This window comes from Natronoarchaeum rubrum (genome assembly GCF_024494695.1).
On record NZ_JANHDP010000003.1, the window covers coordinates 415,226 to 439,795 of the forward strand.

Here is a 24,570-nt window from a genome sequence, read left to right on the forward strand (position 1 = left end):
CGTCCGGTTTAGCCGCACGTCACCGTCCCTCAATCACGAGTTTGAAACACAACGTATTTCACTGTACCCCGGTTACCCGAAAGTGCAGGAGGGCCGGTAGCTCAGTCCGGCAGAGCGTCTGACTCTTAATCAGACGGTCGCGCGTTCAAATCGCGTCCGGCCCGCTTTCTGACGATCACTACTAACCAATTGCCGAGCTGGTAGTTTCATCACTGACCGAGTCGGTAGTCGCTCGCGGTGACGGTGCGGCGGATCAAGGCGTACAGAAGACGTGACGCGCCGCAAATTTATTATTCCGATCCTTTTGTAATAAAATAGGGCCGCGGTTTCGAGCCCGGTGACCAAACCTTATGTGTGTGCTCGGAGTAGGCTTCTAACAACAATGGCTAACGACCATAATCCGGTCCTCGGGGCCGACGAGCGCTCAGACGAGACCGAGAGCCGCTCGCCGAACGTGGGGGAACTGCGGTGGGAACTCGAACTGCTGGGTCACGAGCGCAGGCGGCAGGCGATCCGGATACTGGAAGGCGACGAAGCGAGCAGCCTCGCCCGGCGCGAACTCGCTCGCCGGATCGCGGCGGCCGAAACGGACGCCGCCGCACCGGACGAGAGGCTCGTTCGTCGCATCGAACTCGCGCTCCACCACAAGCACCTCCCGATGCTCGACGAGTACGGCGTCGTGGACTACGATCCGGACACCGGGCTGGCTACGTACGCGCCGTCACAGAAGTTCGAGCGGCAGGTTCTGGCCGCGGTGAAGTAACGCTGCCGCCGTGGTTCAGCGACGCTCGACATCGAACTCGATCGCGTCTCGACGCCGTCGTACATTGTAGATCGACGAACAGTAGTCCTGACCGGCGTGTCCGACTTCGAGACGGACGGGTGCTGTGGTAGCGAGCTCAAAACGCAGCAGGACGCCAACGCCGCGCAAAAGGAGGACTGCTACCCGACCTGCGAGTAGTTACTCGTCGGGGCTGTAGTTCGGCGCCTCGTCCGTGATGACGACGTCGTGGGCGTGGCTCTCGCGCTGGCCGGCGCCCGAGACGCGGACGAACTCGGCGCGCTGCTTGAACTCGGGGATCGTCTCCGCGCCGACGTAGCCCATTCCGCTCTGCATCCCGCCGGTGAGCTGGTGGAGCTCGCTGGCGAGGCTGCCCTTGTACGGCGTCGCCGCCTCGACACCTTCGGGGACGTACTCGTCTTCCTCGTCGGGTTCCTCTTTCAGGTAGCGGTTGTCGTCGTCGTCGCCGGCGGACATCGCGCCGACCGACCCCATCCCGCGGTACTGCTTGTACTTCTTGCCGTTCATCGTGACGACGCGGCCCGGCGCCTCGTCGGTGCCCGCGAAGTACGAGCCCAGCATCACGGCGTCGGCGCCGGCCGCGATTGCCTTGATCGCGTCGCCGGAGTAGCGGATGCCGCCGTCCGCGATGACGGGCACGTCGTGCTGTGCGGCGACGTCGGCGACCTGCGTGACCGCGGTGATCTGGGGCATCCCGGCGCCGCTGACGACGCGGGTGGTACAGATCGAGCCCGGCCCGATGCCGACCTTCAGCCCGTCCGCGAAGTCGACGAGTTCGGCCGCGGCCTCGCGCGTGCCGATGTTGCCGACGACGACGTCGGCGTCGACCTGCTCTTTGATCTCGCGGGACCCCTCGACGACGTTCCGATTGTGGGCGTGGGCGGTGTCGATGAAGAGCACGTCGGCGCCGGCCTCGTCGGCGGCGACGGCGCGCTCGAGGTTGAACGGGCCGACCGCGACGCCGCAGCGCAGGCGGCCGTTCTCGTCGCGGGCCGCGTCGCCGTACTCGCGGCGCTGGAGGATCCCCTGCATCGTGACGAGGCCCGACAGGCGGTTCTCGTCGTCGACGACGGGGACGCGCTCGATCTTGTGCTCGTACATCAGTTCGAGCGCCTCGCGCGCGGTGACGTCCTGGGGCGCCGTGATGACCTCGTCGGTCATCGCCTCGCGGACCTCGTCGTGCTCGCCGACTTCGAGGTACGGGCGGATGTCCGTTCCCGAGATGATCCCGAGCACCTCGCCGTCGTCGTCGACGACGGGGGCGCCGCTGACGCCCTCTCCTTCCATCATCGCGTCGACCTCGCGGACGGTCTGGCCGGGCTCGGCCGTGACGACGTCGCGGATGATCAGCTCGTCGGCGCGCTTGACCTGCTCGATCTCCTCGACCATCCGGTCGAGATCGAGGTTACGGTGGACGACGCCCAGCCCGCCCTGGCGGGCCATCGCGATCGCCATGTCGCTCTCGGTGACGGTGTCCATCGCCGCCGAGAGCACGGGGACGTTCAACTCGACGTTACGCGAGACTCGCGTGCCGAGATCGGCTTCGTCGGGTTCGACGGTGCTCTCCTTGGGGCGGAGCAGCACGTCGTCGAACGTCAGTGCTTCCGGTACGCGGAGTTTCTCCGAGAATGGACCGTCGTCTGGAACGTCGTTCGCCATGTCAGTGGTCCGCCGCGGCGATTCAAAAACGTTGCGAGACGGCGTTCCGCTGGGGATTGCTGCCATCCCGAGGCTGCACTGGCAGGCGGTCGCTCACCGCCCCGATAGACGAACGTCCACGCATCGGTGTACGAAGTTGAACATCGACGAGAGTATCCGGCCGCAGCGGGCGTTTCGGGGCGTGTGGCCGCGTCTCACGGAACGTTTATTGCTCCACCTGATAGATTATGTAGTATGGACGTCGCCAGTTCCATCGCAGCCAGCACCGCTGGTCAGCCGCGCGCGGACGCAGGCCGCTGTTTTACAGGTGCGATGGAGAATAAACTGGCGACAAACTGGTGGAACGGCGCGAACGGGGTCGCCGACGCAGCGAGCGTCCGGGCGGGACCGCACCGCGGCGCAGACCATCCACGGGCCGGAGGGCACGGCCATCCGTCGTGAGCGATGAGTAGCTCTCAACACCCGGTCGCCCTGGAGATCGAGCGATTAGTCGGCGGCTCGACCAGGCTCCTCGCGACTGTCATGTTCCTGCCGCTGCTGGACGGCATCTTCCCCGCGCTCGTGCTCGCGGGCGCGCTGGACTCGACGGCCGGCATCCTGCAGGTCGGCCTGCTGGTGTTCGGCGGCAGCGCAACCGTGGCGGTCATCCTCGCGGAGATGGACGGCGGCCCCCGCGAGCAGGCGACGAACGTGCTGCTGGTCGGGATCCCGCTGCTCGTGCTCGCGGCCGTCGAGGCCGCGATGGCGCCGACGATCGAGAGCGTTCTCGAAATGGTGATCTTCGAGCGCTTCGCCGCGCTGGTGATCCTCGCCGTCGCGGCCCAGACGGCCAGCGCCCGCATCGGCGAGGTCCTGCCGCGACCGGCGGTCATCGTCGGCCTCGGCCTGTTCGCCAGCCTCGACGTCGGCGGCCTGGAGGTCGCGCTGGTGACCGACCCCGAACTGGTCGCCCGCGGCGTCGCCGCAGCCGGCGTCGGCGTCGGCTTCGCGCTGCTGGTCGCGCTGCTGGCGCCGACGCTGCGCGAACTGGTCCACCTCGATCGGTTCCGCTTCGGCAGCGCCGTCGCGCTGGGTCTGCTCCCGCTGTCGCTGCTGGGCTACCCGTTCGGCGACTACGCGCCGCTGGCGGTGCTCGGACTGACGACGCTGTTCGCGCTCGACCCGAACGCCGAGCCCCCGAGCGACGCGGCGGTCGAGTCGTCGTCGCCGAGCGAGGACGGGACGGAACGACCGCGACGGACGCCCGACGAGGTCGGCGGAACCGACGACCACCCGCTCGCCTCCGCGAGCCCGCAGGTCCCCGACGGCGGCGAGCGCGACCGCGTCTGGGACACCGTCGGCGCCGACGACGCCGAAGACGGGCCGGGCGAGAGCCGCGAGCCCTGGCTCTGACGCCGCGCGGCGTCGCGGCGCCGCGACGCGGTTCCAAGACTTTACACGCGCGCTCCCCTTTCGTGGAGCCATGAGCGAGAACCGCGTCGTTCAGGGCCGGATGGTCACGCCACGGAGCCTCGCCGAACTGATCGAGGACGGCGACGTCATGGACGCCGAAGCGATCGAGGAAGCCGACCGCCAGTGTCCCGACTGCGACGGCGACGTGCTCGAAGTCGTCTACATGCCCGGCGTCACCGAACTCGTCACGGGCCGGAAGTGCCAGGACTGCGACTGGTCAGAGACCGATCGGGAGTAATCCGAATCGAAACCACTTTAGGGCGGTCGGGCCAACGAAATTCCGAGGGGTCGTGGCCAAGTCCGGGATGGCGACTGACTCCAGAGATATCCGCCCGGTGACGAACTCCACTGATATGCCGAGCGGGCGACTGATCATCGCTCGCGACGACGACGCTCTGGAGTACCGAGGCGATTCGGAGATATCAGTCGATCGGGGGTTCAAATCCCTCCGACCCCACTTGAAATAAAAAGGGCGTGGACGGTTTTACCACGTTCTCGACACTACTTCCATAGAGGGTGGTCTGCGTGACGATCGCCCCCTGGTCGTCACCCTCCAGTACCGACTGTCTTCACTGCGAAGGCCACGTCTCGGGCGATTTCCGGCGTGTCTACGGCGACGAAGACGATCAGGCCCACCGCTGCCCACGCTGCGATACGTGGGTGCGGATCTTCGAGGGGAGCGCCGCCGGACTCGACGTGCGGACGCCGGACCCGGAAACGTCGCCCGGGCGTCACGGAAGCGATGCTGCCGAGGGGTGGTCGGCGTGAGTACTCCGACGAGTCGCCCGGTCAGCTCGAAGCGCGCAGGCGAGCGCGCCGAGGGCAACGTGATCGACGCGGTGCCCGAGCTGCCCTACCTTCCGGACACCGAGGTCGAACACGCCGATGCCGAAGTCGAGACGACGATATCGCCCCGACCGTCGCGCTGCCAGTCGTCGAACAGGGAACGCTCGTCGAGATCAAGAGCGCGATGGTTCGCCTCGACAGCGGTGGGACGGGGTGGTTCTACCTCCGACGCGAGCAACACGAACAGGTCCGCGCCGACGCTGGCGTGTACCTGTTTGCCGTCTGCGAGCCGACGCCCGACCGGGCGATCCTCGCGCTGAAGATCGTCGCGGCGAGATCGTGAGTTCCTGGCGTCGCGCCGGTCCCGATCGCCCCGAGTACACTCAGCTGCGCTGGGGCCGGATCTTCGATCGCGGCGAGATCGGCACCGGTCCTGACGGTGATCTGCATGTCTGAGGGGACAAAGAGTTATTCACTCTCAGATGTGCGGTCGGTCCTGAAGTACCCGTATCCAATCAATAGTTCCAACGCGAGCACACCCACAGAGGCCTCAGTAGCGTACTTGATGCCGATTCCAAGCAGGAGGAGAAAGTTCGCTGCTAACAGATTACTTAATTAGTCTAGTTTAGACTGCACTATATAAAAGAAAGAAATGACGGTTAGATCTCGTAGTCGTGATCGCTAATCACGTTCGACGAACTTCCGTCAGAAGATTCCCAGATGAGTTCTAGGGTGCCACTGCTCGAGATATCATTACTCGTTTTCATCTGTCCGGACGTGTAGTCGCTGCTAGACGCAGTCCAGGTACTCGAATCATTATTCAGTGCAAGGACAACATCTCCGGAGGTATACGAACTACCTCCAAGGGTCCAAGAAGTCCCAGACTGTGTAACGGAAATTTGACTGGGGCTTTCAACGGTGTCGCCACCACCATGGGAGAGACCAACGACAGCAACATCGGTACCACTGTGGGTCTCTAGAGTGTTATCCCATTCCCACTGCACTTGCGGTGCTGATTCCTGACTGCCACCGATGTCAAGGACAAACGCCCCAATCACGGCGGCGAGAATCACGGTAATTGCCACCATGAGAATAACGCCGATAACCGGCGACACGGCGTCATCGTCCGTGAATAGCTGTTTGAGTTTCATTGTTTTCGTTTGTCCCGCCGGCAGGCGACAGCTAAGGACTTCCCACGAGCATCCATTGCCTGTGGTGAGACGATGGAAATGGTGTTGCCATCTCCCCGCCTCGGCGTCCTCGTGTCGTGGCCCCGGCGTTACCAGTCCAATACCATCTATGCGTAATAAATCCATCCCTAACTTTGACTGTCTGGCAAGAGAACAAATTAATCAGAGATTAAACCGCTAACAAATCATGGACAAAATTCCTTTTGTTACGGACGCCGATCTTTCCAGAACGTACGACAGCGGGCGTACGAAGATCCGTACGACCGAATCGAGGACTATCGCCGGGTGATCGACTACGCCGAGCATCCAACCGCGGTTCGCAGGCGATCGCCACCGCGCTGGAGCTGCCGCGCGGCCGGATTCGGCCGTGGGTCGACGGCGACGCGAAACCCGACCCGATGCGCGGCGTCGAGATCGAGGATAAGCGGATGCTGCAGGTTGCCGAACAGCGCTCGCCGGAGTACCTGGACGAGCTGGCTGCGCTGTTCGAGGACGTGGCAGGCGAGCCCGTGTCCGTCTCGGCGACGAACATCTACCTTTCTGCCGCGAACAAGTTCGCGAGCGGCAGGTACGTCGACGAGGAGGATTTGAACATTTGAACCACGCGAGACGAGCGAAACGAGTCTTGCACCAGGTTCAAATCCCTCCGCTCCCGCTGACGTTTTCGCGAACACCACGGCGAACACCCCGCGCATAGTTCCACCGCGCAAGTCGAGCGTAGCGGGATGTCACATCCTGAATCAGTTCCGCTCGGGATCGTCGGTGCGTCCCAGACCAGTCGCCATCAGTCGGCGGGCGATCACGACGATGCCGTTCTCGAAGCCCTTGCCGAACACGGCTTTCTCCTTTGTTCGCCGCGGACGTTGGCCTGCTGGGTCGTGCTGACCAGGATCGCGCTGCGGTCGACGAGCAGGAGCTGGCTGATCGAGACCGTGTCGGTCGGGTCCTCTTCGAGTTCGGAGAGCCACTCGAGCTCCGAGACGAACACTTCGACCTCCGGCATCGCTTCGTTGACCCTGTCGCGCAACGTCTCCGACACCGTGCCGACGAGAACGGTCGTTCCGCGATCGCGCGCCGCGCGAAGTTGATCGAAGAGGTCGTCGGTGAGCTTTCGCTCGTCGCCGAGGACCAGTACGATCTCCTCGTCGGCGTCCTCGAACAGCGACTTGGTGCGGTTCCGGATCGCCGCCGATCCGGAGAGCGACCAGACTTCGTGAGACACCTCTTCGTCCTCGTCCTCCAGCGACACGGCGTCGATCGCCGACAGCGAGTCGGCGAGTTTCTCCGTGCGGGACTCGAACTCCTCTCGTAACGTCGCGGCCGCCTCGTCGATCTTGACGGCCCGGTACTGCTGGGGGTTCGAGTGCTGGATTTCGACCAGCCCTTTGGCCTCCAGCACCCGGATCGCGTCGTAGACGCGCGTTCGCGGGACGTCGGAGACGTCACTGATGTCTTTCGCGGTGGCTTTCGGCAACCGAGATAGCGCGACGAAGCTCTTTGCCTCGTACTCTTTCAGTCCCAACTGCTGGAGCAACTCCACAGACTGCTCGTGACTCGAAATATCCTTCATGGTCCCAACCACACGACCGGCGAACCGGTGCTATTCGGGACTAGTGGTCCCACTCGGAAGTCAGTTCTCCCTGAGCGGGCGACAGCTGTGGACCGCGACGTGAGATTTGTCGGGACGAAACTGCTGTCACCCGATTAATCACAGTAGCGTTATACGTGTGGAGAGAGGAGTTAAACTCGGTGCAGGGACGGGACTGGTCCCAACCACCTATCCCTGTGCCGAACTGCCGATTTTCGGCAGTTTTCTCGCTGGTATAAGACGAAGTCTTCGGATCAGCGTCGCCGATAGAACGCCCGGTTCAGTGACGACGCCGCTGGCTGATCAGATCCGTCACTCCGAGAATCACACGTTCTGACGACTCGACGCTACTCGCGGAAGCACTGCCGCGATAGAAGCTGGTACGGACGACCGGCTACCGGACGACGACTCGTCACTCGGCCGGCGGCGGTTCGACAAGTTTGTCACGATTCTCCTCGAGCAGGACCAGCAGCGGCCGGATCTGGTGGAACAGCGGACCTTTCGTAATCTCGTTGCGCCCCCGATCCCATTCGATCAGCCCGTAATCCTCCAGTTTCGGCAGGTGTGCGTGGTGGAGCTCGGTCGTAGCTGTTCGCTCCCCTTCCGCTCGAACGGCCGCCGTGACCGTCCTGTCGTCCTGCGGGTTCCGCTCCAGAATCGTCAGCAACACCTCACGACGCTGCTCGTCGGCCAGTGCTTCGAAGTGATCATCGATCATCTACTCACCGTGCTACACCTTGACTCTCATTGAGTAAATACACCCGCTAATTTCACAGAATCGCGTTGTTTGACGAAGTGAGTGACAGCGCGTACACCTCCGTAACGCGGGAGCCAGTCGCTACGCTCAGGTTCGTTCCTCGCGGAGCACACCCCGCGCCGCCGTCGCGAGCTCCTCGAACTCGTCCATATGGATCTCGTCGGTCGTCACGTACACGCCTCTATCGCCGACGATCACGCGCGTCACGTACCCGTACTCGAACGCTCGGATCGTGAATTCGTACTCGCCGAGCTCGGAGTCGCCGTAGGTCTGCTGGGACGTGAACCCGAGGCGCTCGTTGGCGACAAACCGATCGAGCTCGGCGTCCTGCTCCAGGTCCTCACGAATGTAGAGCTGGTCGTAGTCCTCGACGGTGAACAGCGTGATGCTCCGCAGCGTGTCGCCGATCGACGTCCGACAGGCGCTGACGAGTTCGTCGGCCAGACCGTCGCCGCTGGATTCTCCCGACATACGTGTAGTAGCGACGGACTCCACCTTCAACGTCAGGCCACGTTGGCCGTCGATACCGATCTCGCGACAAGTGTCACGAAAACAATCGGAAAACGTTATACTGTATCAGGAACTAAGTAGAAACATGAAGCGACTGGTCAAGGTCCTGCTCGTACTGTTCGTGATCGCCGCCCTCTACAAGGTCGTCTCGACCGACGCCGAAGTCGACGTCGAGTACGACGACGCGTAGCGACGCCGCTTTTCGGAGCGAATCACTTACCCCTCTGCCCCGCCCAGCCTCGGGTATGTACGGCGTGGTGACGCGCAACGAGGAGGAGCTGTCGTGGGGCGAGTTCGACCGGTCGTTCTACGAGGTCAAAGACGTCACCGGCCGGGCGAGCGAGCCCGTCGCCGGCGCGGTCAACATGATCTCGTGTTTCGGCGACACAGCGGCCGCCGATGCGCGTCCCGAACTCGTGCCGGTGAGCGCGGACGGCGAGCGCGCGACCCGCGAGCAGCCCTACTTCGACTGGACCTACATCTGTCCCAATCGCGACGAGTACCGGGCAGGAATCCTGGAGATGGTCGAGGACGCCGCCGCCGCGAGCGGCGACGTTCGGCTGGACGATGTCGGCTTCCCGCGGGGAGAGTACTGTCACTGCGAAATCTGCGAGGAGCGGTTCGCCGCGAGCGAGTACGACGACCGGACGACGTGGCGGGCGAGCGTGATCACCGAGTTCGTCGCCGAAGCGGCCGATCGAGTTCCGGGCGACACCTACCTGACGCTGCACCCCGATCCCTACCCCGGTCACCTCTACGAGCGCTCCGGGATCGACCTCGCGGCGATCGAGTCCCACGTCGACGAGTTCGTCGTTCCGCTGTACGACACGGCCTACGGGACGACCTACTGGATCGAGACGATCGCCAAGGGGTTCGAGTCGCTGCTCGACACGCCCTTTAGCGTCGAGCTGTACGCCGTCGACGTCGACATCGACGACCTGCTGCGGGCCGCCGAGGTCGCCGACGCGTACGGCGAGTCGGTGCTGTTCGGCTACGACGCCAGCAACGCGCGGGCGGCGCTGCGCAGGCTCACCGCCGAGTCCAACGACGGCGTCAGCCACGGCGAGTGAGACGCCGCTCCGGAGCCGACCGACTGGTGACGCCGTAGCGGCATCGAGCGACGAAGTCCGGAGAATCAGACCGACAGCGCCTGCTCCCGCCAGGAGAGAATGTCCCGGCGGTCGCGGGTGTCCTCGGGCGGGTCGGCGAACCACCGCGCCGCCGAGATCTCGCCGTCGGGGTCCGACACGGACGGCTCGGTGGTCTCGGCCTCGCCGGCGAACACCGGCAGCACACCCCACGTCACGTTGTCGTCGGCGACGACCCGCACCTCAGTGAGGATCGCCAGCCCGTCGTAGTCGACCTCGACGCCGGCCTCCTCGGCGACCTCGCGCTCGGCGGCCTCGCGGAACGTCTCCTCCTCGCAGACGCCACCGCCCGGCGGCACCCACATGTCGACGTCCTCGTGGCGCACCAGCAGCAGTTCGCCAGAGGACCGATAGACGATCGTATGGGCGCCGTAGGGCGTCCCGTTGTCCCGGATGCGCTCGGCGAGCGTCCGGAAGCGCCGCCGGCTCACCCGGCGGGTACGCTCGACCTGCATGTAGTCGTCGTATCGCCGGTCGAGGCGATGGCGCGCCTGCTCGGCGGACTGCTGGGCCTCGTCAGCGAGGTACCACAGTTCGTCGAACGACGTCATCGGCGTCGCGGACGGCGGGTGCCTCGATCGGGCGGCGTGACGGGACGGAGGGAGAGCGAGCGGCTGACCATGCCCGAGAGTACAGCCGGCCGGCAGGAATACCCTTCGAAACCGTCAGACTGCGGCGAGGGGCGCCGCGAACGGGGATCAGGGACGGCGAAACGCGTACGTGGCGCCGCCCAGCAGCACGATCGCGACGACCACGGCGAGCGCGTTCGCGAGCGCGCCGCCGCTCGCCCATCCCTCGGTCGATTCCGCGGCGACGACGCGCACGGTCGACTCGCGGCTGGCCCGCCCGTCGGCGACCGAGAGTCGGTAGGTACCCGCGCTCTCGAACGCGAGCGTGATCTCGACCGTTCGCTGGTCGCCTCCCGTAAGGACGATATCGCGCACCGCTCGCTGCTCGCCGTCGGCGCTGACCGTCACGGTCGCGCGGCCGGGGTAGTCGGCGTCGTTCGTCACCGTCGCGGTCACTGTGACGTTCTCGCCGGAACGAATCCGATCGCGGTCGAGCACGACTTCGGTCACGCGCGCGGCGGCCGGCTCTCGCACCGTTACGGAAAGCTCGGCACCGCCGATCGCGAGTTCGTACTGCCCCGGCTCGTCGAATCCGTGCTCGAACGTCAGCGTCCGCTCGGCGTCGGCCGCCAACTGCCCGGTTCGGCGCTCGACGACCGCGCCGTCGACGCGGAACGTGGCGTCGTAGCTCCCCTCGGTGCCGCCGTCGTTCCGGACAATCGCGTCGACCGAGAGTCGCTCGCCCGTCACGAGCGTGACCGGCCGCTCGCCGCCGATCGCCCGCTGGCGGTACTCGCCGTCGACGCGGATCGCGTTCGGGCTGTCGACGCCGGGCAGTTCGTAGCCGATCCGCGCCGGCAGCTGCCCGAACGCGTTCTCGTGCTCCTCGACCGACCAGAGCGAGGGCGCGTCGCTCGTCTCGGTGTACCGCCGTGCGGCAGATCTGGGGTCCTCACCGCCGGCGTCGCCGACCATCGAGAGGAACGCCGCCTGACTGATCGGCTCGCCGCGTTCGTTCATCCGCCGGAAGGGAGCCTGCAGCGTCGCGCCGCTATCGGTCGCCAGCCGAAGCCGGCGGTCGATCTCGCCGGCCGCGAGCGCGCCCTTGTCGTAGTTGGTCCCGGTCGCCCACGTCGACGGCTCCGACAGCACGGCCTCGGCGTAGCGGCTGTTGCGACCCGCCGACAACCGATTCCGGAACTGCTCGAACTCGATCCGGTCCTGCTGGAGCGTCAGCGACGCGGCGTAGTACGTCGCGGAGGCCTCCGTGACCCACTTCGTCGCCTCGGTGGTCTCGAAGTCCTGGCGCGTGTGGACGTACTCGTGGAGCCAGACGTTGCCGGCCTCGTCGAGGCGCTCGGAGGCACGGACCCAGCCGTCGGCGTCCCCGGTCTGCAGCCCTCTAACGCCCCAGCCGACGTCGCCGGTCGGCGCCGCGATCAGGAACACTTCTTCGTCGCGATCGCCGACCCGGAGCGCGTCGGACGCGCTGCTCAGCGAGTCGAACACGTTCTCCGGCTCCTCGGCCATCGTGGCGGCGTCGGGGACGACCAGCTCGAAGCGCTGCCCGCTTGCCTCGCGAGTGATCGTCTCGTGTGCGCCCAGAAACGCGATCCGGCCGCCGACGGCGCCCGGCCCGTCGACCGTCGTCTCGCGGGCGAGCGCCACCTGTCCGCCGCCCGACCAGCTCCAGCTGTGGGAGAGCCGGGGCTGCCGGACGAGCGCCCACTCGCCGATGTCGACGAACGTGTACGAGCCCGATCCGGCGATCGGCCCGCTCTCGTCGAGCGTCCGATTCACCGCGAGCGTGTACGTCGCCGTCGGATCGTCCGTGCGCTCGTCCCACGTCAGCGTCCCGTCGGAACCGGTCGAGAACCCTTCGGTGGACTCGACCGACGGATCGTCGAGCAGCTGCACCTCCAGGGTTTCGAGGCGCTCCGGGGTCGTGTACCGGAGTTCGACCCGTATCGTCCCGGGGCGCTCGGGAAGCCGGTGCAACCGGACGTCGGCGCCGAGCGTGTCGGCGTCGCTCGCGGCGGTCGTCGTGGCGTTCCCCCCGGTCGTCACACGGTCTGCGCTCGTCGACGCCGACGCCGTCGCGATGTCCGCGCTCGCCGACGCCACCGGCGCCGCGACGCCGCTGACCAGCGCGACGAGGAGAAGCGTTGCGAGGACGACCCGTCTGCGTAGCACACTCCGGCACTTGGCCTCGGTTGCCTTGAGCGTTCCCGATAGTTACGGTTGCGTTCGGATTGTTTCACCGATATCAGGGGCGGCATCGTCCCGCGACCGAAAGGGGCGGGCACGTCGCGACGACCCGCCGTCGCGGACGAGTTCGGCTGCATTTATGCACGCGGCGGCCCGCCCTCCCGGTATGGACGAGGACCGACTGCTGATGACGCCCGGGCCGACGGCCGTCCCCGCGGCGGTGCGCGATCGGATGGCCGAGCCCGCGCCGAACCCGGACGTCGAACCGGAGTTCGTGGCGTTCTACCGCGACCTGACCGACAAGCTGGGCGCCGTCTACGGCGACGACGACCTCGCGATCCTGGGCGGCGAGGGCATTCTCGGACTGGAGGCCGCGGTCGCCTCGCTCGTGGGGGACGGCGACCGCGCGCTCTGTATCTCGAACGGACTGTACGGCGACGGGTTCGCCGACTTCGTCGAGGACGCGGGCGGCGAGGCGGTGACCTGCCGCGCGCCCTCGACGGGCGGGATCGACGTCGACGCCGTCGCCGAGCGCCTCGACGAGGGCGAGTTCGACGTCGCAACGATGGTCCACTGCGAGACGCCGACCGGGACGCTGAACGACCTCGACCCGGTGCTCGACCTGCTCGACGACCACGACGTGCTCAGCGTCGTCGACGCCGTCTCCTCGCTCGGCGGGACGCCCGTTCCCACGGACGAGATCGACGTCTGCATCGGCGCCAGTCAGAAGTGCTTCAGCGCGCCGCCGGGGCTCGCCGTGCTGTCGATCTCCGATGCCGCCTGGGAGACGATCGAGGCGACCGAGATCCGCTCGTACTACGCCGACCTGACGCCCTGGAAGACCGCCGCCGACGAGGAGTGGTTCCCCTACACGATGCCGGTCAACAACCTGCAGGCGCTCGACGCCGCCGTCGACCTGCTGATCGAGGAGGGGCTCGACGCCGTCTTCGAGCGCCACGACGCCGCCGCCGATCTGTGCCGCGGTCGGGGCCGAGAGCTCGGACTGGAGCTGTATCCGGACGCCGACGTGGCATCGCCGACGGTGACCGCGTTCCACGTCGAAGGGCGCGCGCAGGAACTCCAGCAGCGGCTTCGGGAGGAAGAGGGCGTCGTGCTCGCGACCGGGCTCGGTGACCTGGAGGACGATGTGCTACGCGTGGGGCACATGGGCCACAACGCTCGCGAGGATCGCGTCGAGCGCACGATGGACGCCATCGATCGGGTTCTGTAGTCCGAACACGCGGCGGGTGCCCGTTCGCCCGTCTCTGCCCCGTCAACGCATACCGAAGCGACGACGGAGAGAAATCCGTATAGGCCCCGCTCTACGATTGTGGGCAATGAGTTACCGGATCGGACTCGTCGGCAAGCCCTCCGTGGGCAAGTCGACGTTTTTCAACGCGGCGACGATGAACGACGTGCCGGAAGGCGCCTACCCCTTCACGACGATCGACCCGAGCGTCGGCGAAGCGTACGTGCGCGTCCAGTGTGCGGCCCCCGAGTTCGACGAGACCTGCACGCCGAACACCGGCTACTGCGACGACGGCGTCCGGTTCGTCCCGACGAAGATCGTCGACGTCGCCGGGCTGATCCCCGGCGCCCACGAGGGCAACGGGCTGGGCAACCAGTTTCTGACCGACCTCAACGAGACCGACGTGCTGGTCCACGTCGTCGACTTCTCGGGCAAGACCGACATCGAGGGCGAGCCCACCGAGGACCACGACCCGCGCGAGGACATCGACTTCCTCGAAACCGAACTCGACCAGTGGTATCTCGACGTGTTAGAGAAGGGCATCGAGCGCTACCGGAGCGGCCACGTCACCGAGGACGACGACGTCGAGGAGGAACTCGCCGAGCAGATGAGCGCGTTCCGAACCAACGAGGACGAGATCAAGCTGCTGATCCGCCGCGTCGGCGTCGGCTTCGACCCAGATGAGTGGGACGACGACGACAAACTCGAACTCGCCCGCGAAATCCGCAAGGAGACCAAGCCGCTGGTGATCGCCGCCAACAAGATGGACATGCCCGAAGCCCAGGCCAACTGGGACGAGATCACCGAGGATCCCGAGTACGACCATCTCACGTTCGTCCCCGCGAGCGCGCACGCCGAAAAAGCCCTCAAGTCCGCGGACGAAGGCGGCGCCGTCGACTACCGCCCCGGCGACGGCGAGTTCGAGATCGTCGCCGACGTCTCCGACGAGCAGGAAGCGGGCCTCGAACAGATCCGCGAGTTCCTCGACGACTTCGGCTCGACGGGCGTTCAGGACGCCCTGGAGGCCGCGCTGTTCGACGTGCTCGGCGTGACGCCGGTGTTCCCCGGCGGCGCCAACGGGCTGGGCAACGAGCGCGGCGAGGTGCTGCCGGACTGCTACCTGCTGCCGCCCGATTCCACCGCGGAGGACTTCGCGTACAGCCTCCACTCCGACATCGGCGAAGGGTTCCTCCACGCGATCGACTGCCGGTCGAACCGCCAGCGCGGCGCCGACTACGAACTCGACGACCGGGACGTGCTCGAAGTCGTCACGACGAACTGAGCAAGGAGCACGGGTCGGCCCTATTTTTGTCTCGGCGTGGACGGTCAACTGATGGCCGCCATCGCGGAAACCGATCGACTCGTGGCACTGAGCGACGGCGTCTTCGCCATTGCGATCACGCTCCTGGTGCTCGACATCCCGCTTCCCGAAACCGGCGGCGGGGCATCGGCGGAGTTTCTCGGCTCGTTCGTCCGCGAGCAAGGGCTCGAGGTGTTCGCGTACGTGCTGAGCTTTCTGGTCATCGGCCTCTACTGGGTGTTACACCGGCACACGTTCGTCCACATCCGACGCCACGATACGCGGCTGCTGTGGCTCAACTTACTGTTTTTGCTCGCGATTTCGTTTCTACCCTATCCTACCTCGGTGCTGACCGCCTTTCCGAACGAGTTCGGCGTCGTCTTCTACGCGGCGTCCCAGACGGTCGTCGGTGCGACGCTCGTTGCGGTCTGGGTGTACGCGTCCCGTGGTGAGCTGCTGGCAGAGGGAATCTCATCGCGTGCCGTCCGAGTTCGAATCGCCCGGTTCGCCGTCTCTCCGCTCGTCTTTGCGCTCTCGATCCCCGTCGCACTGTTCGATTATCGGGTAGCGATCGCGTGCTGGTTCGCCCTGCTACCCCTCAATGGGGTACTTCACTCCCGGCTGGCAGGTGTCGATGACTGACGAGTCGTCCGGCACCTCGCGTCACGTCCGAGCGGGATCCGGACGTCGCGGTTCGGAGACAGGAGCAAATAGCCCGCCCACCGCATCACCCGTGCCTCGTGATACCACGTCTTACCAACCACTTAAACGTCCGCAGATCCTATTACGGCTGTGAGTGAAGAAAGCGGGCGTCGGAATCTCCGAATGCCCAACGATGACGAGCTGTTCGCGGTGGTAACAGAACACAACGGCGGCAACCACGTCCGAGTCCGCTGTGAGGACGGCAAAGAGCGCATGGGCCGGATCCCCGGCCGCATGAAGTACCGCACCTGGATCGAGCAAGACGACATCGTCGTCGTCGAGCCCTGGGACTGGCAGGACGAGAAGGCCAACATCGAATGGCGCTACACCAGCCAGGACGCCGACCAGCTCCGCCGCGAAGGCCACATCGACTAACTCGACTTCTACGAGACGTCTTTGCGAACGCTGACTGCACAGTGACGACGCCGTGACGTCCGTACCGCCCGCCACTAAGCGGTGGCGCCGCAGGACGCGGATGGGCGAGATCGACGGGTACCGGAGTCGAACGCGACGAGCGCGCCGCTACTGCTCGGGAAAGTTACAACACGTTCGAGTACATACGCGCCGGCCATGCGGTGCACCACCCGTGCCGCGGCGGCCGACGCCGATCGAGCGGTGGCACCGGTGATCGGCGTCGGCCTGCTCGTAGCGATCGTGGTCACGCTGGCGGCGGTCACGCTGTTCATGGTCGGTGGACTCACCGAACAGACCGACCCTGCGCCCCAGACCGCGATCGACCTGCAGACGGGCGACGACGGCCCGAGCCACGAGCTCGTCCATCAGGGCGGGGACAACCTCGGTGGACAGGAGGGCCGTATCGTCGTCCAGGGCGTCGCCGACCCCGACGTACTCGATGACACGAATCTCAGTGCGGACAGCTCCGTGACGGTGTATCCCGTCGAGGAAGAGATCGATCTCGTCTGGTACGCCGAGGCGTCCGACGAGAGCCACGTCCTCGATACGTTCGAGGCCGACCCCGTTCCGACAACTCCCGACGAGAACTGCGAGTGGGTCGAATCCGAGACGAACGGCGGATCGGACGACCTCACCATCGACGGGATCACTGTCGCGTGCGACGTGGAGACCAGCGGTAGTATCACGGTCAAAGGGGGCGGGACGGTGATCGGAGATGTCGACGGCGGCGACGTCGACTTCGACAGCGGCAGCAACATCTACGGGACGGTCAACGCCAGCAAGGGTGTCGACGTCTCGAACACGAACGTCACCGCGTCGATCGACGCCGACGGCGACGTGGATATCGACGCGGGGTCGATGGTCGGCGGTGACGCCACGGGAACGAACGTCGATATCTCGAAGGCCACCGTGGAAGGAACGATCGACGCCGACGGCGGCGTCACCGCCTCGAAAGCGACCGTCGGTGGGGGCCTGGTCGGAGCCGGCGACGTCGACCTCGACGGGAGTACCGTACGCGGCCACGCGTACGCCGGCGGCAACTTCGACTGCAGCGGATCGACCGTCGACGGCGACGACTGCGCGGCCTACTCACCGCGGGACCACGACGATTACTGAGCGACGACGGATCCGCACCCCTCGGCCGGCGGCGCGGCGTTTAAACCCCCCGAACGCGTTCGTTCTGGCGTGACAGACTGGCCAGACGTAGATGTCGCTGACGCCGAGGCCGTCGCCGAGCGCCGGGACGAGGTCGTCGCCGCGGTGCGAGACCACGCCGGCCGGGTCGCCTACCAACTCGCGCGCCTCCAGGGCGGGGACTACGGGCAGGAGACGTTCGCGACCGGGCGCGGCGAGTGGACGGTGAAGTACGAGGCCGGCGACCTGGAGTACCTGCGGTTCGACCCCAAATCGGGCTCGGAGACGTACGTCGTCTCGACGAAACAGCCCGCCGAGCCCGAACCGCTCGCGACTGCGCTGGCGGATTACGACGCGTTCGTCGCGGCCTTCAACGACCACGTCGACTCGCTCGACGGCGTCCTCGACGACGTGTCGACCGAGTTCCCGAGCGTCGAGACGACCGACGCCGTCGTCGCCCAGCGCGACCGCGTGCTCGGGCGCATCCGGGAGCTGTGCGACGTGATCGCCGGCGAACTCCAGCGCTACGAGGGCGGCGACTACGGAACCTTCGCGACCCGCGTCGACGGCACGCGCTGGGAGCTGAAGTGGGATCAGGACGGCACTTCCTACCTCCGAGCGGGCGGTTCGGGCGGCGTCTACGTGCTCTCGCAGTACGAGCCGCCGTCGGCGGCGGATATCCGGGAGTACGCCCCGGCGTTCTCGGCGTTCGTCGACGCGTACAACGAGCACGTCGAGGAGCTAGAGTCCGATCTCCGGAAAGTGTCGGTCGACGGCGCCGCGGACTGAGCAGACGGTTCTCGCGGTCGGGTGACGGAGAGAAAAGCGGTCGTCGTCTGGGGTTCCGATCCCGAGACGCGGCGTCAGTCGTCGGTCGGCGTCTCGACCGTCGGTGTCTCGGCGGACTGGGCCGCGGCAGGGGCATCGAACAGTGGGCTCTGATCACCGGGAACGAACGTGTTGAGGATCAGTGCCATCAGGCCCGTGACGATCACCGGCTGGCGGAAGAACATCTCGGCGGCCGACGGGAGCCCTGCGAGGGCGCCGGGAGTTGTCGTGACACCCAATCCCAGCCCCAGTGACGTGGCGACGATGACCATGTTACGGCGGTTGAGGTCAGTGTGGAGCACGATCAGTCGGAGGCCGCTGGCGGCGACCATCCCGGCCATCAGCAGCACCGCTCCGCCGAAGACTGCTTCGGGGATCGTCGTGATCGCGGCGCCGACCTTGGGGACGAACCCGAGCAGGATTAGGAAGCCGCCAGCGATGCCGACGACGTGGCGACTCATCACGCCGGTGAAGTTGACCATGCCGGCGTTCTGGGAGAACGACGTCACGGGAAAAGCGCCGAACGCCGATCCGATCGAGCTCAACAGGCCGTCGGTGAACAGTCCCCCGCGGAACTCCTTGTCGGTGGGGTTCCGGCCCTCGGCGGCCGTGATACTGGACATGTCGCCGACGGTCTCCATCGCCGACACCAAAAATAGGAACGCGAACGTGACGATCGGTACCGGCTCGAACGCGACGCCGAACTCGCCCGGACGCGGGAGCGCGATCCAGGCGGCCTCGGACACCGTCTGAAAGTTGACTATGCCCGCGGCGATGGCCACCACGTAGCCGACGGCAATGCCGGCCAAGATGCTCAGCACTCTCGCAACGCCGTCTGCGAACAGGTTGAGCCCGAGCGCGATCGCGAGGACGAGCGTCGCGAGCCCGAGATTGTGCATCGCACCGTAATCGGAAGCGTTGACGCCGCCCGCGGCATAATCCATCGCGACCGGAATCAGGTACAGGCCGATGATCACGACGACCAGCCCCGTCACGAGCGGCGGGAAGAACGGCTCGATGCGCTCGAACTGCCAGCCGATCAGTCCCTCGACGACGAAGCCGGAAACTAGGATCGCGCCGAAGACGGCCGCCAGCCCGTAGCTGGCGCCGATGTCCTGCGCCGCGCTGACAAACGTGAAGCTGGTTCCCATCACGATCGGGAGCCGGGCGCCGACCGGACCGACGGTGTACGCTTGAACGACCGTCGCCAGCCCGGAGAACAGCAACACCATCTGGACGAGATACGCCATGTCGACACCGCCCAGTCCGACGTGTCCCCCGACAATGTACGCCACCAAAGTAGCCGGGACGATCATCACTGCGACGTGTTGCAGTCCCAGCAGGATCGACTTCGGTAGTGGCGGCCGTTCGTCGAGTTCGTACTCGAGATCGATCTCCCCGTCTGTGTCTGTCGCCATCTATGCACCCAACCAGCTACCCGGGTTCAATAATAGTTTCGTGTTCGAGCGTATCTCGGCGCCGCCTTCCGAGAGAATGTACACAAACGTGTATAGCTCCGTGCGTCGTGCTGCCGTACCGCGAACTCACGTCGTGGCCAACGAGTTCGCGTCGGCATCCAGCCGAGCCAGTCGTCCGTGAACGAGTCGGTCAGTGGATCTGCACTTCGCCGTCCTCGACGGTGATGTCGACGAGGCTGGTCGCCTCGTACTCGGTGTCGTCGAGCGCCGAGCCGCCGACCTTGCGGATCACCACGACGATATCGGCGATCTCGGCGCCGATCTCGTCGAGCGCGCCGGTGACGGCCGCCAGCGTCCCGCCCGTCGAGAGCAGGTCGTCGAGAAGCAACACGCGATCGCCCTCCGCGACGTCGTTGATGTACATCTCCGACTCGGAGTAACCGGTCGTCTGGTGGAGCGCGACCTCGCCGTCGAGGCCGTACTGGCGCTTGCGGATGACGACCAGCGGGATATCGGTCTGGAGCGACAGCGCGGTTCCGATGTGGATCCCCATCGCCTCGGGCGCGACGATCTTGTCGACGCCGTCGAGATCGGCGGCCTGCATGACGCCGACGACGACCTCGCGGAGCAGTTCGGGATCGAGCATCGGGACGCCGTTGCTGATCGGGTGTACCAGGTACTCGTAGCCGTCCTTGTCGACGATCGGGGCTTCGTGAAGCGACGCCTGCAACCGTTCCATACCGCTCGTTTCTTCGAATCCCGGAAAAGCGATTCGTTCTTGCGATGATCGACGCCGGACCGGCTCGAGTCCGTCTCGGCGTCTTCCGCGAGAAGGCGTTTCCACGTCCCACTCCGGGAGTGCTTTACGCGTCGGCGCCGTCCACCGAGTAATGGATTCTCCCGACGTTCGAGACCAGTGGGCGGAGCGGAGCGGCGAGTACTCGCCGGACTACTACGCCCACCGCGGGTCCGACGAGACGAGCGAAGCGATCCGCGAGGCGCTCGACGGGCTGGCCCCGAACGCGCCCGTGCTCGAACTGGGCTGTAGCTCCGGCCGTCACCTCGCGCACCTGCGCGAAAGCGGGTTCGAGAACCTCCACGGCGTCGACATCAACGCCGACGCGTTCGACGTGATGGAGGAGTCCTACCCCGACCTCGCCGCCGAGGGAACCTTCTACGTCGAGGCGATCGAGGACCTCGTCGAGCGGTTCGACGACGATCACTTCGCCGCCGTCTACTCCGTGGAGACGCTCCAGCACGTCCACCCCGAGGCGACGGAAGCGTTCGACGAGATCGCGCGGATCGCCGGCGACCGGGTCGTCACCGTCGAGAACGAAGGGAGCCACGGGGACGGCGATCCGGACGTGAACTACGTCCGCGAGGACCTGCCGCTGTACTACCGCGACTGGCGCGAGATCTTCGAGGCCGTCGGCTTCGAGCAGGTCGACGCCCACCCGACCAAGCGCGACACGCTGCGGGCGTTCCGAGCCAGCGAAAACTGATCGCCGCCCGCGACTGCCGGCGTTCAGCGTCCAGCCGCAGAAACGCGATTCGTCGCGGCGCGCCGTCGGCCGCTCAGTCGCGGTCCGGCGCCTTCCCGACGCCCGGGATCGCGACGACCGATTCCAGCTTCCCCATGGCCATCGCGGTCGTCAGCACGAGCGCGAGGTAGAACACCCCGACGACCACGTAGGCGTCGGTGAACCGGAACGTATCGGACCCGATGTCCTGCGCGCGCCGGAACAGTTCTGGCACCGTGATGAACGCGGCCAGCGAGGAGTACTTGATCAGGTAGACGAACTCGTTGGTCCAGCCGGGGATCGCAAAGCGAAGCCCCTGGGGGAGGATGACGTGGCGGATGCTCTGGACCTTCGAGAGCCCGACCGACCGGGCCGCGGTCATCTGGCCCTCGTCGACCGACTGCAGCGCAGACCGGATGTATTCGGACTGGTAGGCCGAGGAGTTGATCGTGAACCCGATCACGGCGACGAAGATCGCGGATCGGGGGATGGCGCCGTTACCGACGAATCCGATCTCGCCGATCGTGTTCGCCAGCGGCAGGCCGAAGTAGAGGAAAAACAGCTGGGCGAGCAGCGGCGTCCCGCGAATCAGCTCCGTGTACGCCAGCGAGATGCGGCTCAGTACCGGGCCGCCGTAGGTCCGAGCGACCGACAGCGGGACGGCGATCACCAGCCCCAGCAGCATCGACAGGACCGTCAGGTACGCCGTGACGAACGCACCGGCGGCCAGTTTCGGCGCCATCGTCGTTGCGAAGCCGGTGAGATTGCACAGCCACGCGAGCCACTCGATCAGGAAGCTCGCGGGGCCGAGCGACGCCGCGACCTCGCCGACGGCCGTTCCGGCCGCCTCGAACGGCTCGGCGGGCAGCCACGGCTGGCGCAGGCGAACGGGGACCTCCGAGCGAATCACGTCCGGGAGTCCGACGGCGGTAAACAGCCGGTCCAGCCACGCGTTGTGGTACGCCCAGCGAGCCAACAGCCACGCCCAGAAGGCGGCGCCGACGCCGCCGACGATCAGTCGGCGCCGGCCCGGAAGCTCTCCGATCGTCGATCCGCGGGCTTCCTCCGGCGCCGTGGACGACTCCTCTGTGGCCGTCATCGTACGTCGGTGAGGTCGCCGAGGAACGCCCGCGTGCGTTCGTGGTCGGGGTTCTCGAACAGCTGTTCGGGCGGTCCGCGTTCGACGATCCGGCCGTCGTCGAGAACGGTCAGCGTCGAGGCGACCGACCGGGCGAAGTCCATCTCGTGGGTGACACACAGCATCGTCATCCCCTCGTCGGCGAGATCGCGCATTACTTCCAGCACCTCGCCGATCAGCTCGGGGTCGAGCGCGCTGGTCGGTTCGTCGAACAGGAGCAGCTCCGGTTGCATCGCGAGCGCCCGTGCGATGCCGACGCGCTGTTGCTGGCCGCCCGAGAGCTCGGCCGGGTACGACTCGGCCTGATCGGCCAATCCGACCCGATCGAGGTAGTCCTCGGCGATCCCGGCGGCCTCCTCGTGTGGCTTGCCCAGCACCTCTTCGAGCCCGAGCGTGATGTTGCCGCGGGCGGTGCGGTGGGCGAACAGGTTGAAGTCCTGGAACACCATGCCGACGCGACGCCGAAGCTCGTTCTGGTCGATGTCGTGGATCTCCTCGCCGTCGAGGTGGATCTCCCCGTCGTCGATCTCGGTTAGTCGGTTCACGCAGCGTAGCATCGTCGACTTGCCCGAGCCGCTGGGGCCGACGATCACTTCGACGTCCTGTCGCTCCATCTCGAAGCTGACGTCGCGTAGTACTCGCTCGTCGCCGTAGGACTTGTCGACGTGGTCGACGCGTAGTAGACTCATTCCGTTCCTCCGGGGATCGCGTACAGTTCCTCTAAGTAGTCGAGCGTGCGATTCGTCGCGAACGTGAGCACGAAGTAGATCGCGCTGATCGCGATGATGACCTCCATCACGGCGGTGCCCTGCCCGGGCTGGAGATACAGGTTCTCGGCGCGGGTCAACAGCTCGGCCAGACCGATTGCGAACGCGACGCTGGTGTCTTTGAGTACGATCGTGAACTCGTTCTGGAAGCCGGGGATCGAGCGCCGGACCGCCTGCGGGAACACGACGTGGCGAATCGCCTGCCGTCGCGTCAGGCCGACCGATCGGGCGGCCTCCATCTGGCCCTCACTGAGCGACTGGATCGCCCCGCGGAACACCTGCGCCTGATAGGCGGCGCTGCGCAATCCGAGTGCGAGCGTCGCCGCGAGAAACACCTCCAACTGGACGTCGAGCGCCGGTAGCGTTCCGAGCCGTGGAATCGGCAGTCCGAAGTGGACGAGCACCATCAGCACGACGATCGGCGTCCCGCGCAACACGACGCCCGCGGTGCTGACGGCCGACCGGAGTCTGCCGCTTCCGTACACCTCGATCGCGCCGGCCGGGAACCCGGCCAGAAACCCGAGCGCGAGGCTGGACGCGGTCAGGAGGATCGTGACGGCGGTACCCAGCACCAGGTACTGCCAGTTCGCGAGGACGAACTGCCAGTCCCCGGCCTGCAACGCGAGGGGGTCCATCGCTCTATTCGAACCACTCCGCGACGAGGTCCTCGTACGTGCCGTCCTCCTCGATCTCCGCGAGCGCGTCGTTGATATCCTGGAGACGATCGTCGTCCTGACGCATGCCCAGGCCGAAGGCCTCGCCCGTCTCGATGATGAACGCGACCTCGACGGCCCGGCTGTCGGCGAAGTTCCGCGCCACGGGCACGTCGACGACGATGGCGTCGACGTTACCGTTTTCGAGGTCCTGCGCCGCCAGCGTGTAGTTGTCGTACTGCCGGACGTTTCCGGCCTCGAGAACGCCCTCCTCGACGAGGCGATCAACCTCGTCTTGGCCGGTCGTCGAGCCCTGGGCGCCGACGACCGCGCCCGAAAGATCGGACTCAGACTCGGGGCTGAAATCGCGATCGGAACTGACCAGTACCGACTGGTTCGACTCGTAGTAGGGGTCGCTAAAGGCGATCTGCTGCTGGCGCTTCTCGTTGATCGTCATGCCGGCCGCGATGAGATCGATGTCGCCGTCGGTGAGCGAGGGGATCAGCGAATTGAAGCCGATGTCGGTCCAGTCGCCGACCTCGTAGCCGGCGCGGCTGATCGCCTCTTCGGCGAGGTCGATGTCGAACCCGACGAGTTCGCCATCCTGGGTGAACTCGAACGGTGCGAACCCGGCGTTCGTCCCCGGAACGATCACGTCGTCGCTGCCGCCGTTACCGCCGAGACAGCCCGCGATAGCGGCGGACGCTCCACCGACGCCGACCGTCTTCAGGTACGCGCGTCGATCCATGCTGAACTCTCTGGCCATACCAGAGACGTT

At 66.0% G+C, this 24,570-nt stretch carries 28 protein-coding genes and 2 tRNA genes; 17 read left to right on the forward strand and 13 right to left on the reverse strand.

Annotated features, from left to right (window positions below; translation table 11 throughout):
- Positions 1–90 precede the first annotated feature (90 nt).
- Both NO931_RS09765 and NO931_RS09770 read left to right on the forward strand, forming a co-directional pair.
- Positions 91–164 (forward strand) — tRNA-Lys (locus NO931_RS09765).
- 218 nt (positions 165–382) lie between these two features.
- Positions 383–763 carry a DUF7344 domain-containing protein gene (locus tag NO931_RS09770; RefSeq protein WP_256392150.1) on the forward strand — a complete coding sequence of 127 codons (381 nt, stop codon included), beginning with the start codon at positions 383–385 and terminating at the stop codon, positions 761–763.
- Positions 764–961: 198 nt separating this feature from the next.
- Here the strand turns inward: NO931_RS09770 and guaB are convergent, their stop codons facing one another.
- Positions 962–2,461, reverse strand: coding sequence for an IMP dehydrogenase (gene guaB, locus NO931_RS09775; RefSeq protein WP_256392151.1), 1,500 nt, complete (start codon positions 2,459–2,461; stop codon positions 962–964).
- 234 nt (positions 2,462–2,695) lie between these two features.
- Between guaB and NO931_RS20970 the strand changes: the two genes are divergently transcribed.
- From NO931_RS20970 to NO931_RS09795, 6 genes are all read left to right on the forward strand, one after another.
- A complete protein-coding gene (locus NO931_RS20970) occupies positions 2,696–2,902 on the forward strand; it encodes a DUF8099 family protein (RefSeq protein ID WP_510629981.1) in 207 nt (68 codons plus the stop codon).
- 3 nt (positions 2,903–2,905) lie between these two features.
- Complete coding sequence (locus tag NO931_RS09780; RefSeq protein ID WP_256392152.1) at positions 2,906–3,853, forward strand: DUF5794 domain-containing protein; 948 nt, start codon at positions 2,906–2,908, stop codon at positions 3,851–3,853.
- A 70-nt stretch (positions 3,854–3,923) separates the two neighbouring features.
- Positions 3,924–4,151: a DUF5795 family protein gene (locus tag NO931_RS09785; protein ID WP_256392153.1), complete on the forward strand. Its 228-nt coding sequence runs from the start codon at positions 3,924–3,926 to the stop codon at positions 4,149–4,151.
- 46 nt (positions 4,152–4,197) lie between these two features.
- Positions 4,198–4,370 (forward strand) — tRNA-Trp (locus NO931_RS09790).
- Positions 4,371–4,438: 68 nt separating this feature from the next.
- On the forward strand, positions 4,439–4,681 hold the full coding sequence (locus tag NO931_RS20920; protein ID WP_445668782.1) for a DUF7563 family protein: 243 nt from the start codon (positions 4,439–4,441) through the stop codon (positions 4,679–4,681).
- 202 nt (positions 4,682–4,883) lie between these two features.
- Positions 4,884–5,042: a PD-(D/E)XK family putative nuclease gene (locus NO931_RS09795; RefSeq protein ID WP_256392154.1), complete on the forward strand. Its 159-nt coding sequence runs from the start codon at positions 4,884–4,886 to the stop codon at positions 5,040–5,042.
- 316 nt (positions 5,043–5,358) lie between these two features.
- On the opposite strand, the gene NO931_RS09800 is transcribed toward NO931_RS09795, so the two are convergent.
- The gene (locus tag NO931_RS09800; protein ID WP_256392155.1) at positions 5,359–5,850 is read right to left on the reverse strand and encodes a type IV pilin domain-containing protein; all 492 of its coding nucleotides are present in this window, start codon (positions 5,848–5,850) and stop codon (positions 5,359–5,361) included.
- 437 nt (positions 5,851–6,287) lie between these two features.
- On the opposite strand from NO931_RS09800, the gene NO931_RS09805 reads away from it, so the two are divergent.
- Positions 6,288–6,488, forward strand: a complete 201-nt coding sequence (locus NO931_RS09805; RefSeq protein ID WP_256392156.1) for a hypothetical protein — start codon at positions 6,288–6,290, stop codon at positions 6,486–6,488.
- Between the two features lie 200 nt (positions 6,489–6,688).
- On the opposite strand, the gene NO931_RS09810 is transcribed toward NO931_RS09805, so the two are convergent.
- From NO931_RS09810 to NO931_RS09820, 3 genes are all read right to left on the reverse strand, one after another.
- The gene (locus NO931_RS09810) at positions 6,689–7,459 is read right to left on the reverse strand and encodes a TrmB family transcriptional regulator (RefSeq protein WP_256392157.1); all 771 of its coding nucleotides are present in this window, start codon (positions 7,457–7,459) and stop codon (positions 6,689–6,691) included.
- Between the two features lie 430 nt (positions 7,460–7,889).
- Complete coding sequence (locus NO931_RS09815) at positions 7,890–8,195, reverse strand: DUF7344 domain-containing protein (RefSeq protein WP_256392158.1); 306 nt, start codon at positions 8,193–8,195, stop codon at positions 7,890–7,892.
- Between the two features lie 126 nt (positions 8,196–8,321).
- On the reverse strand, positions 8,322–8,705 hold the full coding sequence (locus NO931_RS09820; protein ID WP_256392159.1) for a DUF7522 family protein: 384 nt from the start codon (positions 8,703–8,705) through the stop codon (positions 8,322–8,324).
- A 284-nt stretch (positions 8,706–8,989) separates the two neighbouring features.
- Here NO931_RS09820 and NO931_RS09825 point away from each other — a divergent pair, with 284 nt between their 5' ends.
- A complete protein-coding gene (locus NO931_RS09825; protein WP_256392160.1) occupies positions 8,990–9,814 on the forward strand; it encodes a hypothetical protein in 825 nt (274 codons plus the stop codon).
- Between the two features lie 65 nt (positions 9,815–9,879).
- On the opposite strand, the gene NO931_RS09830 is transcribed toward NO931_RS09825, so the two are convergent.
- Both NO931_RS09830 and NO931_RS09835 read right to left on the reverse strand, forming a co-directional pair.
- Positions 9,880–10,443, reverse strand: a complete 564-nt coding sequence (locus NO931_RS09830; RefSeq protein WP_256392161.1) for an NUDIX domain-containing protein — start codon at positions 10,441–10,443, stop codon at positions 9,880–9,882.
- Between the two features lie 147 nt (positions 10,444–10,590).
- The gene (locus NO931_RS09835) at positions 10,591–12,654 is read right to left on the reverse strand and encodes a COG1361 family protein (protein WP_256392162.1); all 2,064 of its coding nucleotides are present in this window, start codon (positions 12,652–12,654) and stop codon (positions 10,591–10,593) included.
- A 181-nt stretch (positions 12,655–12,835) separates the two neighbouring features.
- On the opposite strand from NO931_RS09835, the gene NO931_RS09840 reads away from it, so the two are divergent.
- The 6 genes from NO931_RS09840 (at position 12,836) to NO931_RS09865 (ending at position 18,257) form a co-directional block, all read left to right on the forward strand.
- Complete coding sequence (locus NO931_RS09840) at positions 12,836–13,900, forward strand: pyridoxal-phosphate-dependent aminotransferase family protein (protein WP_256392163.1); 1,065 nt, start codon at positions 12,836–12,838, stop codon at positions 13,898–13,900.
- 106 nt (positions 13,901–14,006) lie between these two features.
- Positions 14,007–15,200, forward strand: coding sequence for a redox-regulated ATPase YchF (locus NO931_RS09845; RefSeq protein WP_256392164.1), 1,194 nt, complete (start codon positions 14,007–14,009; stop codon positions 15,198–15,200).
- 51 nt (positions 15,201–15,251) lie between these two features.
- Positions 15,252–15,860, forward strand: a complete 609-nt coding sequence (locus NO931_RS09850) for a TMEM175 family protein (protein WP_256392165.1) — start codon at positions 15,252–15,254, stop codon at positions 15,858–15,860.
- A gap of 150 nt (positions 15,861–16,010) precedes the next feature.
- A complete protein-coding gene (locus NO931_RS09855) occupies positions 16,011–16,295 on the forward strand; it encodes a translation initiation factor eIF-1A (protein ID WP_097007991.1) in 285 nt (94 codons plus the stop codon).
- A 195-nt stretch (positions 16,296–16,490) separates the two neighbouring features.
- Positions 16,491–17,450, forward strand: a complete 960-nt coding sequence (locus NO931_RS09860; protein WP_256392166.1) for a type IV pilin domain-containing protein — start codon at positions 16,491–16,493, stop codon at positions 17,448–17,450.
- A 69-nt stretch (positions 17,451–17,519) separates the two neighbouring features.
- Positions 17,520–18,257 (forward strand): profilin-fold protein, encoded by a 738-nt coding sequence (locus NO931_RS09865; RefSeq protein ID WP_256392167.1) that lies wholly within the window; start codon positions 17,520–17,522, stop codon positions 18,255–18,257.
- Between the two features lie 74 nt (positions 18,258–18,331).
- Here the strand turns inward: NO931_RS09865 and NO931_RS09870 are convergent, their stop codons facing one another.
- The gene (locus NO931_RS09870) at positions 18,332–19,714 is read right to left on the reverse strand and encodes a uracil-xanthine permease family protein (protein WP_256392168.1); all 1,383 of its coding nucleotides are present in this window, start codon (positions 19,712–19,714) and stop codon (positions 18,332–18,334) included.
- Between the two features lie 190 nt (positions 19,715–19,904).
- On the reverse strand, positions 19,905–20,453 hold the full coding sequence (gene hpt, locus NO931_RS09875) for a hypoxanthine/guanine phosphoribosyltransferase (protein WP_256392169.1): 549 nt from the start codon (positions 20,451–20,453) through the stop codon (positions 19,905–19,907).
- A 151-nt stretch (positions 20,454–20,604) separates the two neighbouring features.
- Between hpt and NO931_RS09880 the strand changes: the two genes are divergently transcribed.
- Positions 20,605–21,216, forward strand: a complete 612-nt coding sequence (locus NO931_RS09880; RefSeq protein ID WP_256392170.1) for a class I SAM-dependent methyltransferase — start codon at positions 20,605–20,607, stop codon at positions 21,214–21,216.
- Positions 21,217–21,289: 73 nt separating this feature from the next.
- On the opposite strand, the gene NO931_RS09885 is transcribed toward NO931_RS09880, so the two are convergent.
- From NO931_RS09885 to NO931_RS09900, 4 genes are read right to left on the reverse strand one after another with little or no spacing between them, the layout of a single operon-like run.
- Complete coding sequence (locus tag NO931_RS09885; RefSeq protein ID WP_256392171.1) at positions 21,290–22,333, reverse strand: amino acid ABC transporter permease; 1,044 nt, start codon at positions 22,331–22,333, stop codon at positions 21,290–21,292.
- Positions 22,330–23,061: an amino acid ABC transporter ATP-binding protein gene (locus NO931_RS09890; protein WP_256392172.1), complete on the reverse strand. Its 732-nt coding sequence runs from the start codon at positions 23,059–23,061 to the stop codon at positions 22,330–22,332. Before NO931_RS09890 ends, NO931_RS09885 begins: the two co-directional genes overlap by 4 nt.
- Positions 23,058–23,774: an amino acid ABC transporter permease gene (locus NO931_RS09895; RefSeq protein WP_256392173.1), complete on the reverse strand. Its 717-nt coding sequence runs from the start codon at positions 23,772–23,774 to the stop codon at positions 23,058–23,060. Before NO931_RS09895 ends, NO931_RS09890 begins: the two co-directional genes overlap by 4 nt.
- Positions 23,775–23,778: 4 nt before the next feature.
- Entirely contained in the window at positions 23,779–24,558 is a 780-nt protein-coding gene (locus NO931_RS09900; RefSeq protein WP_256392174.1) for a basic amino acid ABC transporter substrate-binding protein, read from the reverse strand.
- Positions 24,559–24,570: the final 12 nt, after the last annotated feature.

Bases quoted from the DNA above. Each gene is read 5' to 3' on its own strand.
- guaB (WP_256392151.1), bottom strand. From the start codon at position 2,461: ATGGCGAACGACGTTCCAGACGACGGTCCATTCTCGGAGAAACTCCGC.
- NO931_RS09770 (WP_256392150.1), top strand. From the start codon at position 383: ATGGCTAACGACCATAATCCGGTCCTCGGGGCCGACGAGCGCTCAGAC.
- NO931_RS09785 (WP_256392153.1), top strand. From the start codon at position 3,924: ATGAGCGAGAACCGCGTCGTTCAGGGCCGGATGGTCACGCCACGGAGC.
- hpt (WP_256392169.1), bottom strand. From the start codon at position 20,453: ATGGAACGGTTGCAGGCGTCGCTTCACGAAGCCCCGATCGTCGACAAG.
- NO931_RS09810 (WP_256392157.1), bottom strand. From the start codon at position 7,459: ATGAAGGATATTTCGAGTCACGAGCAGTCTGTGGAGTTGCTCCAGCAG.
- NO931_RS09800 (WP_256392155.1), bottom strand. From the start codon at position 5,850: ATGAAACTCAAACAGCTATTCACGGACGATGACGCCGTGTCGCCGGTT.
- NO931_RS09815 (WP_256392158.1), bottom strand. From the start codon at position 8,195: ATGATCGATGATCACTTCGAAGCACTGGCCGACGAGCAGCGTCGTGAG.
- NO931_RS09885 (WP_256392171.1), bottom strand. From the start codon at position 22,333: ATGACGGCCACAGAGGAGTCGTCCACGGCGCCGGAGGAAGCCCGCGGA.
- NO931_RS09795 (WP_256392154.1), top strand. From the start codon at position 4,884: ATGGTTCGCCTCGACAGCGGTGGGACGGGGTGGTTCTACCTCCGACGC.
- NO931_RS09780 (WP_256392152.1), top strand. From the start codon at position 2,906: ATGAGTAGCTCTCAACACCCGGTCGCCCTGGAGATCGAGCGATTAGTC.
- NO931_RS09900 (WP_256392174.1), bottom strand. From the start codon at position 24,558: ATGGCCAGAGAGTTCAGCATGGATCGACGCGCGTACCTGAAGACGGTC.
- NO931_RS09845 (WP_256392164.1), top strand. From the start codon at position 14,007: ATGAGTTACCGGATCGGACTCGTCGGCAAGCCCTCCGTGGGCAAGTCG.
- NO931_RS09860 (WP_256392166.1), top strand. From the start codon at position 16,491: ATGCGGTGCACCACCCGTGCCGCGGCGGCCGACGCCGATCGAGCGGTG.
- NO931_RS09890 (WP_256392172.1), bottom strand. From the start codon at position 23,061: ATGAGTCTACTACGCGTCGACCACGTCGACAAGTCCTACGGCGACGAG.
- NO931_RS09850 (WP_256392165.1), top strand. From the start codon at position 15,252: ATGGCCGCCATCGCGGAAACCGATCGACTCGTGGCACTGAGCGACGGC.
- NO931_RS20970 (WP_510629981.1), top strand. From the start codon at position 2,696: ATGGACGTCGCCAGTTCCATCGCAGCCAGCACCGCTGGTCAGCCGCGC.
- NO931_RS09805 (WP_256392156.1), top strand. From the start codon at position 6,288: ATGCGCGGCGTCGAGATCGAGGATAAGCGGATGCTGCAGGTTGCCGAA.
- NO931_RS09840 (WP_256392163.1), top strand. From the start codon at position 12,836: ATGGACGAGGACCGACTGCTGATGACGCCCGGGCCGACGGCCGTCCCC.
- NO931_RS09895 (WP_256392173.1), bottom strand. From the start codon at position 23,774: ATGGACCCCCTCGCGTTGCAGGCCGGGGACTGGCAGTTCGTCCTCGCG.
- NO931_RS09830 (WP_256392161.1), bottom strand. From the start codon at position 10,443: ATGACGTCGTTCGACGAACTGTGGTACCTCGCTGACGAGGCCCAGCAG.
- NO931_RS09880 (WP_256392170.1), top strand. From the start codon at position 20,605: ATGGATTCTCCCGACGTTCGAGACCAGTGGGCGGAGCGGAGCGGCGAG.
- NO931_RS09870 (WP_256392168.1), bottom strand. From the start codon at position 19,714: ATGGCGACAGACACAGACGGGGAGATCGATCTCGAGTACGAACTCGAC.
- NO931_RS09820 (WP_256392159.1), bottom strand. From the start codon at position 8,705: ATGTCGGGAGAATCCAGCGGCGACGGTCTGGCCGACGAACTCGTCAGC.
- NO931_RS09825 (WP_256392160.1), top strand. From the start codon at position 8,990: ATGTACGGCGTGGTGACGCGCAACGAGGAGGAGCTGTCGTGGGGCGAG.